This window comes from Lentibacillus songyuanensis (genome assembly GCF_039548255.1).
In the GTDB taxonomy this organism is placed as follows: Bacteria; Bacillota; Bacilli; order Bacillales; family Amphibacillaceae; genus Lentibacillus_C; species Lentibacillus_C songyuanensis.
Window position 1 is genome coordinate 28,001 of record NZ_JBCLVH010000004.1, and the last position, 19,133, is coordinate 47,133.

Consider the following 19,133-nt stretch of genomic DNA (forward strand, 5'->3'; position numbering starts at 1 on the left):
TTTACTTTATTTCTAACCCCCTTTAAAATGACTTTATATAAAGTGAAACTTCATTCAGGGGGAGTTTTTGACGCACTCAGACGTGCTAGTGCAGGCTGAGAACAGAATCGGACCTTTGTCATGTAGTTGCCCCCACTTATCTTGTTTAGTTTCACCTCAAAATCCTGAAGTGGGGGGTCTTACTGCCCGTTAAGGCGGGATAAATAGGAAGAAATGGAGGTATGATATGTTTCCTTCTGTTTTATTTGAAATTATGTTAGTCGGTCTGCTGGGGATTGGATCACAGTGGTTGGCCTGGCGTTATCGATTGCCAGCCATTGTTGTGATGTCTGTTGCCGGATTAATCGTTGGTCCGGTGTTCGGCATTATGAATCCACAGGAAGACTTTGGCACGTTATATAAGCCAATTATTACCGTTGCTGTGGCGATTATTCTATTTGAGGGCAGTTTAAACTTGAATTTCAAGGAGCTGCGCGGTCTTGGCCGGCCGGTATTTCGCATTGCGACAATTGGCGCATTTATTGCCTGGATACTGGGCTCATTGACAGCCCATTATATCGCAGGATTGTCCTGGACCGTTGCATTTGTGATTGGCGGTTTATTTATTGTGACTGGTCCGACCGTGATTCTGCCTTTGCTGCGCCAATCCAAATTAAAATCACGGCCAGCAAAGATTTTGAAGTGGGAAGGGATCATCGTTGATCCGATTGGTGCTCTACTGGCGGTATTTGCATTTGAATTAATTTCTTATTTTACCGCCCAGGATCCTAGCGGGCTGTCACTATTGTTATTCTTTGCGGCATCGGTTTTTGCGGTTATTTTTGGCTGGGCATGTGGACGAGGTATTGGCTGGATGTTTGAGACCGGAAATATTCCTGAGTTTCTAAAATCACCAGCAGTGTTTATTGTGGTTATCCTCTGTTTTACGATTGCCGATGAGACTGCCCATGAAACAGGGCTGTTAGCTGTAACGGCAATGGGCATGACACTTGCAAACATGGGTATTAGCTCGGTAGAGGATATGCGGCACTTTAAGGAGAACATGTCTATATTACTAATATCTGCCATCTTTATTATGTTGTCGGCGTCCTTAAATATGGATACGATCTTGCATATATTTGAACCAAGAATTATCGGATATGTCATATTTATGATGATTATCGTCCGTCCGTTATCGATTTTTATATCTACCATCGGGACTGATTTATCGCTTAACGAAAAAATATTGGTTGGCTGGATTGCACCCCGAGGGATTGTCGCATTAACGGTTTCCAGTTATTTTGCTGCGATACTGGGAGACGCTGGCTATGAAGATGCTTCCATTCTTACCACATTGACGTTTGGATTGGTGTTCTTTACAGTTATCGCGCACGGATTTTCAATCAGCTGGCTGGCAAAAAAGCTTCACTTATCGATGGATGGGCGGCCAGGTACCCTTATCGCTGGCAGTAACCGATTTACGGTTGAACTGGCAAAGTCACTGGTTAAGGCGAAAGCGCCAGTTATTATTGTTGATTCTTCCTGGGAAAGATTACGGAATGCGCGAGAGGCCGGCGTGCCATTCTATCATGGGGAAATGCTGTCCGAGCAAACGGAATACCACTTGGATACAACTCCATATGAATATTTGATTGCGGCAACGGATTACCATTCGTACAATTCACTCGTTTGCACGACGTTTATGCCGGAATATGGGCGAACCAATGTTTATAAGGTGAGTCCGTATAAGCTGGTGGATGGCGATACTAATAATATTGTCAATAAGATCGGCGGGCGTATTTTATTTGGTGAGGAAGTTTCCACAGAAGACTTGAGTGAAAATATTCGGTCCGGATTTGTGTTTAGACAAACAACTTTAACCGATCAGTATAATTACAAACAATATCTGGAGAAACGGGATAAAGAAGCGGTGCTGCTATATCTTATTAAGCCATCGGGAAAAATTGTCTTCTATTCTTCAGACATGAAATCAACACCTGAGTCTGGGGATGTTGTGGTTAGCTTAGCACCGCAGGATAAAAAAATTCAGGCCAAATTGGAAACCAGACGCAATGGAAATGGAAAAGGAAATGGAAAAGAAAATGAGAGTGCCAGTACCTAAATAGTTCGGGTGCCTGGCACTCGAACTATTCTATTTCTTCCAGCTTACGGTACATAACAGCAATTTCTTCCTCAAGCTCGATCAGCTTCTTTTCCGCAGTTGCGGTATTTTGCCCGACTAAAACCAATTTCTCGGCGTCCCCTTGGATCCGCACATAATCTGATTTTAATTCGGCGATCTTCGCTTCAATCTCTTTTTTATTCATAATTATCACTCCTATATACATTCTAACGGATTTCCTCTTTACAAAAAAGAATATTACGTTACTATTTTAAAAAAGGAAGGGGTATCGAATGAATATTACATTAGTATCGTCACCACAGGAATTTGCACAGGTTGTTGAACCACTGTTAATGAAAAAAGAGTCCTGTAATAACCTAATGCTTGGTATCGTTAAACGATTAGTAGATGCTCCTAACGAGGGAGAATATGGGTGCCTAGGGTTTGTAGAACAGGATCATGAGGTTGTATATGCATTCATGGAGACACCGAAAAATTGGATTTTAGCGGATACGCCCAATATGGATGAAGCAATTATTAGTTCTGTCACCCAGTTTTTATATGATCATCACATGCATATCCCTAGCATCATAGGTCCAGTGAAAGCTGCCACGATGTTTGTTAAACAGTGGGAACAATTGATAGGCATGAACGCAATCGTCCATATGGAACAATTAATTTATCAGTTGGATCATGTGCAGCCTATCCCTCTAGCTGAAGGGAAATTGATACATGCACAAGCAGTACATCATGCACTGATTACGCAATGGCTTCAGCAATTTGGCGAAGAAGCAAATGAAAAGATGGCTAAATCCAATGCAGATCGAACGGCAGCACGGTTCATCGCTAATCAGTCCGTCTATTTGTGGGAAGTGGCGGGTGAACCTGTTTCCATGGTTAATCGGTCACGGGAAACAGATCACGGTGTAACCATAAATGCGGTATACACGCCGGATTGCTTTAAACGAAAGGGTTATGCAACAAGTGCTGTTGCTGCATTATCTTCACAGTTACTGACAAGCGGGTTTCAATTTTGCAGTTTGTATACTGACAAGGCCAACCCGACTTCAAATGGCATTTATAAAAAAATTGGCTACTATGTTGTTGGTGATTCGATTGTTTATCGATTCCCTAAGCAGGAGTAGCCATGCTTTGGCATCGACCGAATTCGGTGAAATATCGCCCTTGGAGAGCGGATATCAACCGAATTCGGCAAAACATCAACCTAGGCACGCGGATATCGACCGAATATGTAGAAACATCAACCTAGGCACGCGGATATCGACCGAATAGGTGAAACATCAACCTAGGCACGTGGCCATCGACCGAATACGAAGAAACATCAACCCGGGCGCGTGGCCATCGACCGAATTCGGCAAAACATCAACCTAGGCACGCGGATATCGACCGGATACGAAGAAACATCAACCTAGGCACGCGGCCATCAACCGAATTCGGCAAAACATCAACCTAGGCACGCGGATATCGACCGAATATGTAGAAACATCAACCTAGGCACGCGGATATCGACCGAATACGAAGAAACATCAACCTAGGCACGTGGCCATCGACCGGATACGAAGAAACATCAACCTAGGCACGCGGATATCGACCGAATACGAAGAAACATCAACCTAGGCACGCGGATATCGACCGAATACGAAGAAACATCAACCTAGGCACGTGGCCATCGACCGGATACGAAGAAACATCAACCCAGGAGCGAGGATATCAACCAGATTCAGCAAACATCGTCCAGGTCTAAGAACATCAATTCTAATGATACACCCACGAACTATATAAGGGCATCATCTTTATCCACCCTTGTATCCTGATAGGTTTTGTAAAAATGCACAATAATGGTTTTAATAACGGCATAGAACGGTACTGCAAACAAGACGCCAAGAAAACCTGCGATACTACCGGCAGCAAGAATTAAGGTGATGATCGTTAACGGATGGAGCCTCAATGCCCGCCCCATAACGTTAGGCGCAATAAAGTTGCTCTCAAATTGATGGGCAACAATCATAATAATAGCGACCCATACTGCTAGAATCGGATCTTGAAAAAGACCGACAATCATTGCCGGGATAACGGAGATAAATGCCCCAATAAAAGGTACCACACACATGACCATCCCAAATAAGGCCAATGTTAATGCATATTTTAAACCAATAATTAAATAGCCAATGAACAGCAACACACCGACACATGAACTGACAATTAACTGGCCCTGAATATAATGTGATAAGGTATGGTCAATTTTGTACATCAGACTGCCAATGTTTTCCGCTTTTTTCTTATGAAAGATTTGTGTAATAAAGGGAACAAATTTATCGCTATCTTTCAACATAAAGAATAGAAAGAACGGTACAAGCACAAGTGAGAAGACAAACCCGATTAACTGACTAATAAACCCAAATAAAAAGGTCATCATCGATTCAATATAGGACTGTAAATTGTCGGTAATATGATTGATCGTTGTGTTTATTTCCGTTGGGATGATATCCTGGTTGGCTTGCCAGTATGAGATTAAATGCTGCGCTCCTGCCACCATTTCCGGTATATTATCAGTCAAGGTGGAGAATTGCTTCTGAGCAATTGGCGCTATGTAGTGAATAATGAAGTAGACAAGCAGAATCAACAGAATGAACACGATGAAAATAGCCAGTACACGGGGTACTTTATATTTTTCCAACAGATGAACGATTGGCTTTGTGAGATAGAACAGTACTCCCGCACCCACCACTGGGACGGCAACAGCACCCATATATTTAAAGATTGGGTCGAACACAAAATCAGTCGCCGAAATTAACAAGATTAATAGAAAGATTAAAATGAACAAAACCAGTGCTTGAAACCAGCGTTTTGTGTACACGTCATCACTCCTTTGCATATATTCTATTCTACTTGAAGAATGGAATGAATAGGAAGCATTATTTTATTCTTACCGAAATTTGTTGTGATTAAACAAATAACTAATGTAAATAGAATTCATGGGTAAAGTATGCTAGAATTTGAGCAAATAGTCTTAGTGGAAGCTGGTTTCTTCCGCTGAATGAATCGGACCTGTAAGCAGCTGACATGAAACGATTGAAGTGGACAGTCAGTATTCAGGTGTAAAAGGAGATCGTACACGAATGGAACAATGGGAAAACGTTTATAACAAATGGAAAGCATTTCAAGAACTGGATCCATCACTCAGGGAGGGATTAACGAATCTTCAAGGTGACCGGGCAGCGCTGGAGGATGCCTTTTACCAAGAGTTAACATTTGGAACAGGAGGCATGCGCGGGGTATTGGGACCTGGAATCAATCGAATGAATATTTATACGGTACGAAAAGCAGTAAATGGACTGGCCAATTATTTACAAGAAACCTTTGCTGATGCTGGTGACCGGGGAGTTGCCGTATCCTATGATTCACGGCATATGTCGCGGGAATTTGCCCTGGAAACCGCCAAAGTACTGGGGGCACATGGGTTGCAGACCTATATATTTGATTCATTACATCCAACGCCGTTATTATCGTTTGCTGTCAGGCATTTAGGAACTTGTGCCGGTGTGATGATTACTGCCAGTCATAACCCGCCGGAATACAATGGTTTTAAGGTATATAACGAGGACGGGGGACAGATCACACCAGCAGAAGCGGCTAAAATTATCGCACACATTCAACAGACAACAAATGAGTTAACCGTGCCAGTTCTTGAACAGAAGCAGCTGGAGGAACAAATGCTGTTGCATTGGATTGGTGAGGAAGTTGACCAGGCATATTTGAAAAAATTAAAACAAATTTCCAGGTTAAGCGATAATGAGCAGAAAGCGAAGAAGGATTTATCGATTATTTTTACCCCATTACATGGCACGGGTTATGATTTAGTCATGCGCGGTTTGAAACAACTACATTTTCCGAACGTCCATGTTGTTGCCGAACAGGCGGAACTCGATCCAGAGTTTTCCACGGTAGCATCACCGAACCCGGAAGAGCATCAAGCGTTCACGCTGGCAATGGCTAATGGAAAAAAAGAAGATGCTGATCTTTTAATTGGTACTGATCCGGACGCAGATCGGCTTGGGGTTGCGGTTAAAGATGAAACGGGTGAATATACCGTGTTAACCGGGAACCAACTTGGATCACTTATGTTGGACTATCTGTTAACGAGAACGGAACCATCTCAATTAAGCAATGGCCGCATGATCAAAACGATTGTCACCACGGAACTGGGCAGGGCAATTGCTGCGGGCCACGGGGTTAAAACAATCGATACACTAACCGGGTTCAAGTATATTGGTGAAAAAATTCGTCAATTTGATGCAACCGATGAAACATTCATTTTCGGCTTTGAAGAAAGCTATGGTTATTTGATCAGCAGTATTGCTCGTGATAAGGATGCGGTTCAAGCAGCCGTGATGGCTTGTGAAATAGCATATTATTGGAAAAGGCAAGGGAAAACCCTCCTCGAAGCATTAGAGGTGTTATACAAACAGTACGGGTATTATCAAGAGGGCATGACTTCCCTGACATTAAAAGGAAAAGAGGGAGCTGCAAAAATTAAAGCGATGATGGATACTGTACGAGCGAACCCGTTATCGGAAATTGGCGGGCTTCAAGTTCTGCAAGTGGAAGATTACCTTACAAGCGAGCGGACGTTGGTCAACGAAGGAAATAAGATGGAACAAATCACGTTACCTAAAGAAAATGTGCTGAAGTATTGGTTGGAGCATGATAGCTGGGTGTGTTTACGGCCATCAGGAACCGAGCCCAAAATCAAATGTTATTACGGTGTTTGTGAAGACTCCAAGGAAGCAAGCAGGCAAAAGCTGGCTGATTTGAAACGGGAGATGGAGCAGGTAATGAAGGACAAATAAGAAGAACGATCGAATAAGACTCCTAAAAATATGAAAATAGGGGTCTTATTTTTATCTCATGCTGAGCGGGCAGTTATGACGCTCACTTCAGGGGGAGGTAAAACGAAAAAGTTTCCTCATCTGCTTGATGGTTGATTTCTTAAAAGAGTGGGTAGAACAATAGAGAGAACATACGCATGATCGCATAAAGGAGGGGTTCAACGATGGCAATAGCTATGAAACGGATATATGAAGATGCAGCACAAGACGATGGTGTACGGATTTTGGTTGATCGTGTGTGGCCACGAGGGATGTCAAAGGAAAAGGCAAAGCTTGACCATTGGATGAAAGAAATAGGACCATCCAGTGAATTGCGGAAATGGTTTGGCCATGATCCGGATAAGTTTCCTGAATTTAAGCAGAAGTATAAGGATGAATTAGCTAGTGGGGAGCAGCATGAGGAATTGGAAAAATTAAAAAAGCTGACAAAAGAGCACAATGATCAGATTACCTTATTATTTTCGGCAAAAGATGAACAGTATAACCAGGCACGTGTGTTAAAGGAAATATTGGACCATCAGAATGGATAAAAGCATATGTACAAACAAAAAACGGTTGAGGTGAAAGCAAATGGCAGAACATCATTTTCATTTACATGCGAATTGGCCGGGTGGACGAAATAGTGTGGGAACTATCGAGACTCGTAATTTACAAACTGAGATTTCCATCCCGCCGGAAATGGACGGACCTGGCAGCGGAACGAACCCAGATGAAATGCTGTTGGGTGCTGCAGCAACATGCTATATTATTACACTGGCGGCGATGATTGAACGTGCTGGGCTGCCACTACAAAAGATGGCACATGAGTCAGAAGGAATTGTCGATGTGACAAATGGGGTTTTTACGTACAAAAAGATTATTCATAAACCGACCGTATCCTTAAAAAGCAGCGCAACGCCTGAAGAAGTGGAAAAGCTGAAGACTTTGGTTAAAAAGGCGGAGAAAAGCTGTATGATCTCCCGTGCTATACAAGGGAACGTAGAAATTGAATTGCAGGCGACAATTGGTTAGGATGTGCTGGGCAAGCGAATCGGCTATTGGTATCCGCTTGCCTTTAATTTAGGTAAATTTATTTCCTTGACACATTATCCCGCTAACTGTATATTATAAAACATACTAACGATATCGGAATAATTTAATTTAGTTCCGAACAACAGCATGGGGGAATATAAAGTGGATATATTTTTAATCATCGTGAATATCGCCGTTTTAATAGCACTTATTGGTCTACTTATTTGGATGCAAAAAAAACATCTTTCATTTACAAAGCGCGTGTTCACTGGGTTAGGTGTCGGAATTGTGCTTGGCGCCGTATTGCAAGCCATTTATGGTTCTGGTTCAAACATATTAACGCAAACAACTGATTGGTATAATATCGTAGGGAGAGGGTATATCAGCCTGCTGATGATGATTGTTGTGCCGCTCGTTATGGTGTCAATTATTCAATCGATTATTAACTTGGAAAAGTCATCGGAATTAGGGAAAATGGCAGCCTGGATCATTGGAATTCTTGTTAGTACAGCCATGATTGCCGCCCTTGTCGGGATTGGAAGTGCGGCATTATTTAACCTTAATGCAGATCAACTCGATGCCGGGCAAGCCGAACAGGACCGCAGCACCATGCTGGAGACGACATTAGGTGAGGTCGAGGATACGTCAACTCCAGAGAAGATCGTAAGTTTTATCCCGTCTAATATTTTCTTGGATATGACACAAGATCGCTCCACATCGGTTATTGCTGTTGTTATCTTTTCCCTCATTGTCGGGATCGCCGTACTGGGTCTCAGGCGAAAGGAGCCAGATCAGGCAGCAACATTTACCAAAATCATTAATTCACTTTACGCTGTTGTGATGCGGATTGTGACGCTGATTTTACGCTTGACACCATTTGGTATATTGGCACTGATGGCAAACACTGTAGCCAATACTGACTTTGCTGGTATATTGGAGCTCGGAAAATTTGTTATCGCATCATACGTGGCGATTATCGCAATGTTTATCATTCATTTGATTTTTATTGGTGTCTTTGGCCTAAGCCCAATGACATACTTGAAAAAGGTCTTACCTGTCTTAACCTTTGCGTTCACGTCTCGTTCCAGCGCAGGGACGATTCCATTAAATATTAATGCACAAAAAAATTCACTTGGTGTACATGATGGGATTGCGAACATGTCGGCATCGTTTGGAGCAACCATTGGACAAAATGGCTGTGCAGGCTTATATCCGGCCATGCTTGCGATCATGATTGCACCGTCAGTCGGTATTGATCCTTTTACCGTTGGCTTCATTGCCAAATTGGTCCTCATCGTAGGAATTAGTTCATTTGGCGTTGCGGGAGTTGGTGGTGGTGCAACATTTGCAGCTATCATCGTTCTTTCATCCATGGGATTGCCAGTCGGACTCGCCGGTTTGCTGATTTCAATTGAAGCGTTGATCGATATGGGACGTACCGCGCTAAATGTGAATGACTCCATGGTTTCAGGAACATTGACAGCACGCATTTTGGGCAAATTGAATGTGAAGAAATTTAATGACAAAACCGCTGTTGAAAAAGATATAGCCATATAAGGGAATGACCGCTTCTTGAATGGGAGCGGTCATTTTGCTTTTGGAAAAAATGCATGCTGGAATTAGGATACCGTCGATGAAAGCATGTAATTTGCCGTAAAATATGAGATGAGGTGTCTATCCGCGTGTTGAATATTGCCCCATCGAAGTGAACCACCTCTGACATTGAGAAAGCATCGACTTTGACACGAAGCAGCTTAATATGTACCGAGAACGCTTATGGTAGCATTTCTTGCCAGAAAAGCTCCTAGCTTCCTTTCCTGCCTAGACTATGAACTAAGTGGCTCCTTGTTAAGATAGAGAAACCAAATAAATATAATGAATGAAATAACAAACTATAAGGTAAAGCAAAAGCAGAAACGTTAATTAAGGTAGCTGAGTCAATAAAATAAAAAGAGGGTGGGACATGAGTGAAAAGTTGATAGGCTTTAATTCTATTTTAATGATTTAAACTGCATGATAAAAGCGCCCCTCCGCCGATAGAAAGTACCCCCGATACCAAAAGTCACGAACCCGCTATTAAGGATGAGACGAGAGATCTGCCCGCACGTCTCATTTGCCAATCAATTGCTTCACTTTATTCAGGTTCTGTTGCTCTTTCACTACAAAATACCCGACAAATGGACAACCAAGCAATTTTACGCGCTCCACGGCATTTTCAATTGTAAACTGGACGGGTGATAAATCGTCCTGTAATTCTTCCCAATACAATGGTAAAGCAACCGTTCCCTCGCTTGTCTTTCTAGGGGAGTAGGGAGCAATAATCGTTTTATCCCGACCGTGCTGAACATAGTCAATGTAAAGACGTCCATGGCGGTTTTTCTTCATACGCTCCGTTGTAAAATGATTAGGATATTGCTGTTCTAATGTCCAAGCGACAGCCTGGGTGAAGATAGCTGTTTCCTCATAAGTCATGCTGTTTTCCGGGATTGGAATGTGTACTTGTAATCCTTTATTTCCGGATGTTTTGACAAAGCCGATAAGTCCTAAATCATCAAGGATTTGCTTGAGTAATTTGGCTGCTCGTACAGCTAATGAGAAATGCTCCCGGTCTGGCGGATCGAGGTCGAATACAATTTCGGAAGGGGATGCGTTTCCTGACCGCTGGAAAGGGATATGATATTCTAATGCACCGTGATTACCAAACCATAAGAGCGCCTCCAATTTATTGCAAATGATCAATCGTTCCTCCTCATTCGGCACACTGTCAACATACGATGGAGCATAACCGGGCAAATGCTTTTGGAAAAACGATTCAGCCGTAACCCCGTCTGGACAGCGAATCAAGGTTAGTGTATGGTCCTTAAGAAAAGGAAGCATATAGGCGGATATTTCCCGCAAGTAGACTAGTAAATTGCCCTTCGTCAGACCCGCTTCAGGCCAAAGAAATTTAGCTGTGTTGGTTAGATCAAGTTCCTCAGGGAGCATGGCCATATCCAGCTTTAGTTTTTCCATCGTACAATCGGTTGCCGAAGCAGTTACCAAAAGTTTACTGAATTCGGGTTCACGGATTTCCTGTTTTAACAAATCAAGCGTATGGATTTCGGCACAAATCGCAGGAGGCAGTAGATACCCATTGTTATCACGTTTCCCCTTGCTGGTAAATAATTGCGTCAAGGTAGATTTGGCTTCCGGATTGAGTCCATGCTTACATTTACCAACCTCACTCCATTCCTCGCCGCTTCGTACATTGGCAGTAAAATAATCATTTTTTGGATCATAGTGGGTAAGCACACACTCGATCGACCGCCAATTTTTCACCTTAAACCAACTGGTATGACTTTTTCCTGCTTCATAGACACTAGTTTTCCGCTTGGCAATCAGCCCTTCTCCTTTATATGTAAAAATACGTTCCCATAGTGCTGCAGAATCTTGCTGGCAGGGAACATAACTGATTCGGTTTAATGGGGAGATGTCGGTGTCAAAATTTCCTTTCATAAAGAACTCCTGTAATTGCGCTTTTCGACGTAAAAATGCTTCCGTTGATATGTCGGTTCCCTCTAGTTGCAGCAGGTCAAATACAAGTAATGTAGCTGGCCGCAACTGGGCTGCTTGATGAATAGGTTCCTTATCTTTAAGTCTGCCCCGCTTTTGAATCCAGGAAAAGTTAGCCTGGTATGAATTATTTAAAACGGTTAGCTCGCCATCAAGGATTAGTGGTAAAAATGACGCGACCAGTTCCTGTTTGCTCATGCAATAATCAACAATCTCAGGAAATAATGGCGTTAAATCTTTACGGTTTTTGCTTGTTAATGTGATGCGATCCTGTTCCCATGACAGGATACAGCGAAAGCCATCATACTTTACTTCATACATCCATTCATCGCCAGTTGGGATTGATGTGCTTGCAATTGGCTTCATGATCTCCATTCCAGACACCTCCTGCTAATAAGATGACCCAAGAGAGCAATTCTTATGATCGAGGATAAAATGATACCGATCACGCAAACTAAAAAGAAAGACGTTTATTCAAGAAAGGGAGGTTATTTTAATGCACACGATGTGGAAGGGTACAATCAGTTTTGGACTAGTCAATATCCCAGTCAAAATGCATGCCGCCACGGAAAACAAGGATGTAAAACTAAGACAGCTTCATAAAGAATGCCAATCACCAATTAAATATGAACGTGTTTGCCCCGTATGTGACCGGAAAGTGGAAAATGATGAAATTGTAAAGGCTTATGAATATGCAAAAAATAAGTTTGTTGTACTGGACGAGGAAGATTTGGCCGCATTAAAGAAAGAACAGGAGGATAAAGCGGTTGAAATTGTTGATTTTGTAAAGCTGGAGGAAATTGATCCGATTTACTTTGAGAAGAGCTACTATCTATCCCCGAATGAGGGCGGAAGCAAGGCATATGGGCTGCTGCGAGCAGCGCTGAAAGATACGGGTAAAATCGGGATTGCTAAAATGATTATTCGCTCAAAGGAACAGCTTGCAGTTATTCGTGTTTATCAAAACACGCTTGTTGCGGAGACCATTCATTATCCTGATGAGGTCCGCCAAGTGGAGGATGTCCCAAATGTTCCTGAACAAGTGGAAACAGCAGATAAAGAACTGGATACAGCTAAAATGTTAATTGATCAATTGACAACTGAATTTGATCCGGAAAAGTATACAGATGACTATCGCACCGCTTTGCTACAGCTAATTGAAGATAAGAAAAATAATCAAGACCACGTAGTAACAGCAGGTGAAAAGGAGCCCACACCGGATAATGTGACGAATCTGATGGATGCATTACAAGCATCACTCGATCGGGCCAAAACGGATAAACCAAAACCAACACAACCAAAACCAAAGAAAAAAGTAACGACCCAAAAGAAAAAAGTGGCAAAATAACGTTGGAAATTTATTGTAAAATCGGGAATAAAATCGTTTGGGTGCCAGTCGCCCAAACGATAAAATGTGGAAGCACTGTGAAAAAATATTACATCCCGTTATCTTTCTTTCAGTTCATTTACATCCGTTTAACAACCTGATGAAATGGCGCTATTTTTGTTTTAAAACGGGTAAAATAGAGTAGAAGAGCAAGTACTCAAACAAAAAAGGATGACTTTTATGGAGAGAAATGCGTTTTTTGATAATGCCAAGGTGGCACTAATTTTTCTCGTTGTTTTTGGCCACATGATTCAGCCCTTCGCAAGCGGATCGCAGGACATTAATACGTTATACATGTGGATATATACATTCCATATGCCTGCGTTTATATTCTTATCCGGTTTTTTTGCGAAGGGTTTGGGGAACAAAGACTACATTTTGAAACTAGCAAAGAAACTGCTAATACCATATGTCATTTTCCAAATTATCTATACAGCTTTTTACTATTTTATTGGCAAAGACAGCTGGCAAACAGGACTTTTTGATCCGCAATGGTCCTTATGGTTCCTATTCAGTTTGTTTAGCTGGCACATGTTACTTTATTGGTTTAAGAAAATCCCGCCAGTATTAAGTATGGCAATTGCGGTTGAAATTGGCTTGATTGTTGGTTATTTTGGTGAAATTGGCCATACATTCAGTTTATCCCGTACCTTCGTGTTCTTCCCATTCTTCTTGCTTGGCTATTGGTTGAAAGAAGACCACGTCATGTTGTTGAAAACAAAAGCTGCAAAAATTATTTCAGTCATTATCATGGTATCGGTAGCTGGGGCAATTTATTTTGCACCAGAGATAAACTCTGGTTGGTTATTAGCCTCCAAATCGTACGGCGATTTGGGAATGCCGGAATTTGGCGGTCTGGCACGTCTGCTTGTTTATACTACTTCTGCGTTGATGGCAATGAGCGTATTGGCGTGGATACCGAAACAGCATAATTTCTTGACACATTTAGGTACGAGAACATTATATGTGTATCTCTTACACGGATTTTTTATTCAAGTGTTCCGAGCAACCGATTTATTTGAGGTTCATAATATATTACATCTCATTGGCTTAGGCGTCATTGCTGCAACTATCGTACTTGTATTATCGAGTAAACCAATTAAAGTGGTTTCACAACCGTTCGTTGAAGGGAAGATAGTAACACTAGGAGGGTTCTTTAGTCCAACAAATAAACGAACAGAGCAAAATTAGAATTTTAACTGTATGCGAATCCAATAAGGATGGTGACAGAAATGAAGATTTGTGTGTTTGGTGCCAATGGATATCTAGGTACATCCGTGTATTTGCAGCTTAATCGTTCGGGTGAAGACGAAGTGGTTGGAACGTATTTACAGGAACCAGCAATGCTTGACAATCTCTATCAATTAGATGTGAATGAACCAGAGGCATTCTCTGATTTTTACAAGCAGGAGAATCCTGATGTAGTCGTGTGGGCGGTGATGAGTGGACCAAATGAATATCAATTGGCTGATCAGGGGTTAATGCATCTAATCACGCATTTAACCCCGCAGACCAAATTAGTATATATATCATCTGACCTTGTTTTCTCCGATGGTCATGGCCCATATTCAGAGGAGGATTCCATCTCCACATTGCCCGATGATCACGCCTACCATAATTATGTGAATGGCAAAGTGAAAGCAGAGTATCTGATCGATAATGAATTAACAAATGCGGTGATTTTACGAGCCGGACCAATTTATGGTGAAAATGGCATTGGCAAACTTGACGAACGAACGGATCGAATGGCGTACCATTTACGCGCTGGCAAATCAGTCGCTTACCGGGATGACCTGATTCGAACGTTTGTGCATATTGATGATTTAACAAATGTAATCGATGGAATGGTTCATCATGATGTTACTGGTGTGTATCATGTGGGGTCAACGGAAAATCTCAGTTTCTACCAATTTATGAAAGGACAAGCAAAACAAATGGGCTACCAGGATCGACTGATTGAAAAAGATAGTGAAGTAGAAAAAGTCGATCAGGAACTTCCGAAAGACACCTCGTTAGCGACCAATAAAATAAATGATGTCATGCATATAACTTTTCAATAAAGTGAAACTTCATTCAGCAGGGTGCTTTTCCCGGCTGAATGTTAGTTAAACAGAATCGGACCTTTGTCATGCAGTTGACTCCCACTTATCTTTTCTACTTATCTAAAATCTTGAAGTGGGAGTCTTACTGCCCGTTAAGAGTGGGATAAAATGAAGTTTCATTCATTCGATGAACTCAGAATTTAATACAGGCGCTTGCCACAGGACGTATTGTTCTTAGCCGCCTTTTCACACCCATTTTAAAAGTGGGATAAACAACAGAGAAAAGGTCGTCTCACATGCAGAAATGGGACGGCCTTTTCGTTTTGTCAAATAGTATAAAAATTGCTTGAGAATCATGGGGTTGGGCCGATGTTTTTCCGGATTCGGTTGATATCCGAATTCTTAGGTCGATGCTTCCTGGAATTAGGTTGAAGCCCGCACATTTAGGTCGATAATTCCTGTAATTCGGTTGATACGCACTCCTTTAGGTTGATGTTCAAACGCAATCTGATTAGTCACTTAATAACTATAGACCATCTCTGGCACCATCAAAAAAGAAAATGAGCAATCAACGTGATAACTGGTAATGTAATGATCGTTCTTAAGATATAGATCAAGACTAGATCGAGAAATGAAACAGGTACTTTGGATCCTAACAGCAATCCACCGACTTCGGACATATAAATTAACTGGGTGACCGATAGTGCGGCAATGATAAATCTGGTCATGTCCGCTTCAATGGAGGACCCAATAATGGATGGCAGGAACATGTCCGTGAAGCCAATCAAAATGGTTTGTGAGGCCTCGGCTGCATATGGAATTTGTAACAGTTCAAGTAAAGGAATAAAAGGAACCCCAATCCATTGGAAGAATGGCGTGGATTCGGCGATAACCAAGGCAACTAACCCAAACGCCATAACAACAGGAGCAACTCCCATCCACATATCCAAAATGTTTTGTCCGCCTTCTTTAAGGAATTTGGTAACACTTGTTTGCGTTTTAGCTTGTTCTAATGCTTTTTTATATCCAAATGTTAAACTATTATATCCTTCTGGAATCTGTTCATCTGCTTTTTCCGATGATTCCGTAATGTATGTGTCCGACTTTCTGGATAACGGTGGAATCCGCGGCATGATAATGGCAGCAACAAAACCAGCGGCAAGAACTGTTAAATAAAATGGGACGAACATACGGCCAAGTCCAACTTGGTCAATCACAACTAAGGTAAACGTGATAGAAACAACGGAGAATGTCGTACCGATAATGGCAGCTTCTCGTTTGGTGTAGTATCCATCCTCGTATTGCTTGCTTGTTAGTAAGACGCCAATGGTTCCGTCACCAACCCATGATGCCAGTGAGTCAATCGATGCCCGTCCTGGTAAGCGAAATAATGGCCGCATAATTTTCGTCATTAAGGTACCGAATAAATCGAGAAGACCAAAATTCATCAGCAGTGGCAGAAATAAACCAGCAAATAGAAACACAGCGAATAATACGTGCAATAAGTCACCTAACAGCATTTCGCCGGTATCTTCTCCATAAATGGCTTCTGGTCCAAGGTGGAAAAATACCATAATAGCAAATACTCCAGCAAGTACCCGCGTCACTGTCCAAAACGGACTTGTATGAAATAACTGCTGAAAGAATGGTGTCTTGGCAAATACTTTTGGTTTTACCGTAGCTAGTACTGTCAGGAGCGCTGTAATGACAACAATCATCATCATAATTGCAGAAAGCTGATCCGCTAGTAAATCTTGAACCCAATTAGCGAGAATGGCAATTGGAATCGTTAATCCGCCACTCGTTGGAACAGGTATCATAAATAGAAAAACACCAAGTAATGATGGAATAATAAATTTAAGATGGTCAAATAATGTGTACTTAGACTGCATAATAATCTCCCTTTATTGCATTTTTATACACATAATCCAATAATATACTGAATTATAGCGCGAATAGATGCATAATGATAGTATAATTTATATTATCTGATTGTAAAGCAAAACGGTATAAATAGCAATTCCCTTTTCGTGTTTTTTTGCTTGGCTGAATAAAAATAAGCTTAAGGACAGAAATAAGAGAGTAGAATATAAGGAAATGAATATGCTATAAATAGTCCAAAAAACCAGTTTAAATAATAGCTGTTTTGGGAATAAGCGCTAGAGGTGTTGTTTGTGCAAAACACATTAAAATATAATGTTATTTACCGTTGTACAGTCATTGTTTGGATGACGGTAAAATTTATGTTGCAACTATACTTTTTCCATATACGGCATCGGATTTGGGATGAGAAAACCAATCAAAAGTGGAATGATCTGTTACGGAAAATGGCACAAGAATATCGCGTAAAGGCAGTTAATCTTGGTGGGGTATTAATTAAGGTTGGTCAGTTTTTAAGTACGAGGGCAGATCTCATGCCAGATGTGTTCATACAAGAATTAACCGGGCTTGTTGACCGTGTACCGCCAGCCCCTTTCTCCTATGCACGAAACGTTATGGAAACCGAATGGCATGGTTGTATTGATGATTACTTTGCGGAAATATTGGAGAAACCCATTGCATCTGCATCGATTGGGCAGGTGTATCAGGGGAGATTGCATGACGGCAGTCTTGTCGCAATTAAAATCAGACGCTATCGGGTGAAGGAAACGTTTCAGATGGATTTTAAAGCACTAAAAATTGTTTTCTGGCTGATTCGGGTATTCACGAAACTAGAAAAAGTAACCAATCTACATACGCTTTATCGGGAAATGGTTTTTGTCATGGATCGTGAATTGAATTTCAACCAGGAGCTTACGTTTGGGGAGTATTTTAAAGAACGATACAAAGATTATCCGTTGATCTATATTCCCGATTACTATGCAGAGCTTTGCACCGATAAAGTCCTTGTGATGGAATGGGTAACAGGTGCAAAAATAACGGATACCACTTATATGAGCGAGCACCAGATTAGTGTTAAACAGACAGCAAAGACGTTATTTGATTTTTACTTTGATCAATTTTTTAACCCTGGTTATTTCCACGCTGATCCTCATGCTGGCAATATTTTAATTCAACCGGATGGGACGCTCGCTATCATTGACTTTGGTATGATCGGTGAGATTCGTAAGCAGGATACCCAGCTGTTTAAACGGCTTGTTCAAGGGATAATTGTTGATGATTATGACAAAATATTGAAGACCCTGGATGAAATGAACTTTATTCTGCCGAACGCTGATCGAGACAAATTAGTAAAAATTTTTAAACAGACCATCGACATGTACCAAAATGGAACATTTAAGGATATGGATGCCCGTTTGATGGAACAAATCAAGGATGACATTCGTGTGTTTATTAACGAGCAGCCAATTCAACTGTCGGCCGACTATGCCTATTTGGGAAGGGCCATTTCCATTGTTGTTGGTGTGTTAATTAGTATTTATCCGGACATTGATCTTGGCAAATGGTCCAAATTGATGGTGAAGCAATGGTTTGGCTGCGGGAAGACCTTTTTGGAAACAGTATATAAAGAAATTGCTATGGACACGGTTAAACCAATCCTCTCGCTTCCTAAAGCAATGTTAGGTTTTCTGGAAAATGGGGAAAAGGATAGGAAATGGCAACGGGAGAAACAGCAGACGCGATTACAGCATCAATTCTATTTGCTGCTTGAAATCATCATGTTTGTTCTGGTAGTAGGCAGCAGTTTAACCGGCATCTATGCGTACCAAATGGGGATGTCTGTATTGTTGATAATAAGCGTCATTGTCCTTGTCGTTTTTTTCTTTATGTTACATTTGCTGTTTTTTAGGCATTATCATATGATACGATTAACTAAATAGGAGGGATATCTGATGGGAGATTTATTAAAAAATGGTTTTTTATTAGGTCTGGGTGCTGCAGTAAGTGGGAAGGAAAAACTGGAACAAAAGCTAAAGGATTTAGTTGAGAAAAATGAATTGACACAGGAGCAGGCGCGCACCGTCATGAATAACTTTATTGACAAGGGAGAAGCGAAAAAAAGTGAGTGGAGCTCTAAGCAATATGAGCAAACCGAACAGATTATGAAGGATCTTGGTATTGCAACGAAAGACGATATCGAAGCGTTACAATCACGAATTAGAGAATTGGAAGAAAAACTGGACAGCTAA

15 protein-coding genes are annotated in these 19,133 nt (G+C 41.5%); 11 read left to right on the forward strand and 4 right to left on the reverse strand.

Translation table 11 applies throughout. The annotated features are described in order from the left end of the window. Positions 1 to 226 precede the first annotated feature (226 nt). Positions 227 to 2,101 carry a cation:proton antiporter gene (locus tag WMZ97_RS05735; protein ID WP_343271126.1) on the forward strand — a complete coding sequence of 625 codons (1,875 nt, stop codon included), beginning with the start codon at positions 227 to 229 and terminating at the stop codon, positions 2,099 to 2,101. Positions 2,102 to 2,126: 25 nt separating this feature from the next. On the opposite strand, the gene WMZ97_RS05740 is transcribed toward WMZ97_RS05735, so the two are convergent. Continuing rightward, positions 2,127 to 2,306 carry an SE1832 family protein gene (locus tag WMZ97_RS05740; RefSeq protein WP_343271127.1) on the reverse strand — a complete coding sequence of 60 codons (180 nt, stop codon included), beginning with the start codon at positions 2,304 to 2,306 and terminating at the stop codon, positions 2,127 to 2,129. 88 nt (positions 2,307 to 2,394) lie between these two features. On the opposite strand from WMZ97_RS05740, the gene WMZ97_RS05745 reads away from it, so the two are divergent. Continuing rightward, the gene (locus WMZ97_RS05745) at positions 2,395 to 3,246 is read left to right on the forward strand and encodes a GNAT family N-acetyltransferase (protein WP_343271128.1); all 852 of its coding nucleotides are present in this window, start codon (positions 2,395 to 2,397) and stop codon (positions 3,244 to 3,246) included. Positions 3,247 to 3,896: 650 nt separating this feature from the next. Here WMZ97_RS05745 and WMZ97_RS05750 read toward each other — a convergent pair. Next, complete coding sequence (locus WMZ97_RS05750; protein WP_343271129.1) at positions 3,897 to 4,979, reverse strand: AI-2E family transporter; 1,083 nt, start codon at positions 4,977 to 4,979, stop codon at positions 3,897 to 3,899. A 262-nt stretch (positions 4,980 to 5,241) separates the two neighbouring features. Between WMZ97_RS05750 and WMZ97_RS05755 the strand changes: the two genes are divergently transcribed. The 4 genes from WMZ97_RS05755 to WMZ97_RS05770 all read left to right on the forward strand — a co-directional run bounded on the left by WMZ97_RS05755 (position 5,242) and on the right by WMZ97_RS05770 (position 9,579). Then, positions 5,242 to 6,972: a phospho-sugar mutase gene (locus WMZ97_RS05755; protein ID WP_343271130.1), complete on the forward strand. Its 1,731-nt coding sequence runs from the start codon at positions 5,242 to 5,244 to the stop codon at positions 6,970 to 6,972. Positions 6,973 to 7,175: 203 nt separating this feature from the next. Next, positions 7,176 to 7,541: a DUF488 domain-containing protein gene (locus WMZ97_RS05760; protein ID WP_343271131.1), complete on the forward strand. Its 366-nt coding sequence runs from the start codon at positions 7,176 to 7,178 to the stop codon at positions 7,539 to 7,541. Positions 7,542 to 7,581: 40 nt separating this feature from the next. Beyond that, positions 7,582 to 8,022, forward strand: coding sequence for an OsmC family protein (locus WMZ97_RS05765; RefSeq protein WP_343271132.1), 441 nt, complete (start codon positions 7,582 to 7,584; stop codon positions 8,020 to 8,022). 162 nt (positions 8,023 to 8,184) lie between these two features. Further along, a complete protein-coding gene (locus tag WMZ97_RS05770) occupies positions 8,185 to 9,579 on the forward strand; it encodes an L-cystine transporter (RefSeq protein WP_343271133.1) in 1,395 nt (464 codons plus the stop codon). Positions 9,580 to 10,131: 552 nt separating this feature from the next. Here the strand turns inward: WMZ97_RS05770 and WMZ97_RS05775 are convergent. Further along, positions 10,132 to 11,949 carry a DNA ligase D gene (locus WMZ97_RS05775; protein ID WP_343271134.1) on the reverse strand — a complete coding sequence of 606 codons (1,818 nt, stop codon included), beginning with the start codon at positions 11,947 to 11,949 and terminating at the stop codon, positions 10,132 to 10,134. 121 nt (positions 11,950 to 12,070) lie between these two features. Here WMZ97_RS05775 and ku point away from each other — a divergent pair, with 121 nt between their 5' ends. From ku to WMZ97_RS05790, 3 genes are all read left to right on the forward strand, one after another. Beyond that, positions 12,071 to 12,922 (forward strand): non-homologous end joining protein Ku, encoded by an 852-nt coding sequence (ku, locus tag WMZ97_RS05780; RefSeq protein WP_343271135.1) that lies wholly within the window; start codon positions 12,071 to 12,073, stop codon positions 12,920 to 12,922. Positions 12,923 to 13,141: 219 nt separating this feature from the next. Beyond that, the gene (locus WMZ97_RS05785) at positions 13,142 to 14,152 is read left to right on the forward strand and encodes an acyltransferase family protein (protein ID WP_343271136.1); all 1,011 of its coding nucleotides are present in this window, start codon (positions 13,142 to 13,144) and stop codon (positions 14,150 to 14,152) included. Between the two features lie 41 nt (positions 14,153 to 14,193). Further along, a complete protein-coding gene (locus tag WMZ97_RS05790) occupies positions 14,194 to 15,021 on the forward strand; it encodes a sugar nucleotide-binding protein (RefSeq protein ID WP_343271137.1) in 828 nt (275 codons plus the stop codon). Positions 15,022 to 15,551: 530 nt separating this feature from the next. On the opposite strand, the gene WMZ97_RS05795 is transcribed toward WMZ97_RS05790, so the two are convergent. Further along, positions 15,552 to 16,895, reverse strand: coding sequence for a YjiH family protein (locus WMZ97_RS05795; protein ID WP_343271138.1), 1,344 nt, complete (start codon positions 16,893 to 16,895; stop codon positions 15,552 to 15,554). Positions 16,896 to 17,177: 282 nt separating this feature from the next. Between WMZ97_RS05795 and WMZ97_RS05800 the strand changes: the two genes are divergently transcribed. Both WMZ97_RS05800 and WMZ97_RS05805 read left to right on the forward strand, forming a co-directional pair. Next, positions 17,178 to 18,824, forward strand: coding sequence for an ABC1 kinase family protein (locus WMZ97_RS05800; protein ID WP_343271139.1), 1,647 nt, complete (start codon positions 17,178 to 17,180; stop codon positions 18,822 to 18,824). A 12-nt stretch (positions 18,825 to 18,836) separates the two neighbouring features. Continuing rightward, complete coding sequence (locus WMZ97_RS05805; protein WP_343271140.1) at positions 18,837 to 19,133, forward strand: phasin family protein; 297 nt, start codon at positions 18,837 to 18,839, stop codon at positions 19,131 to 19,133.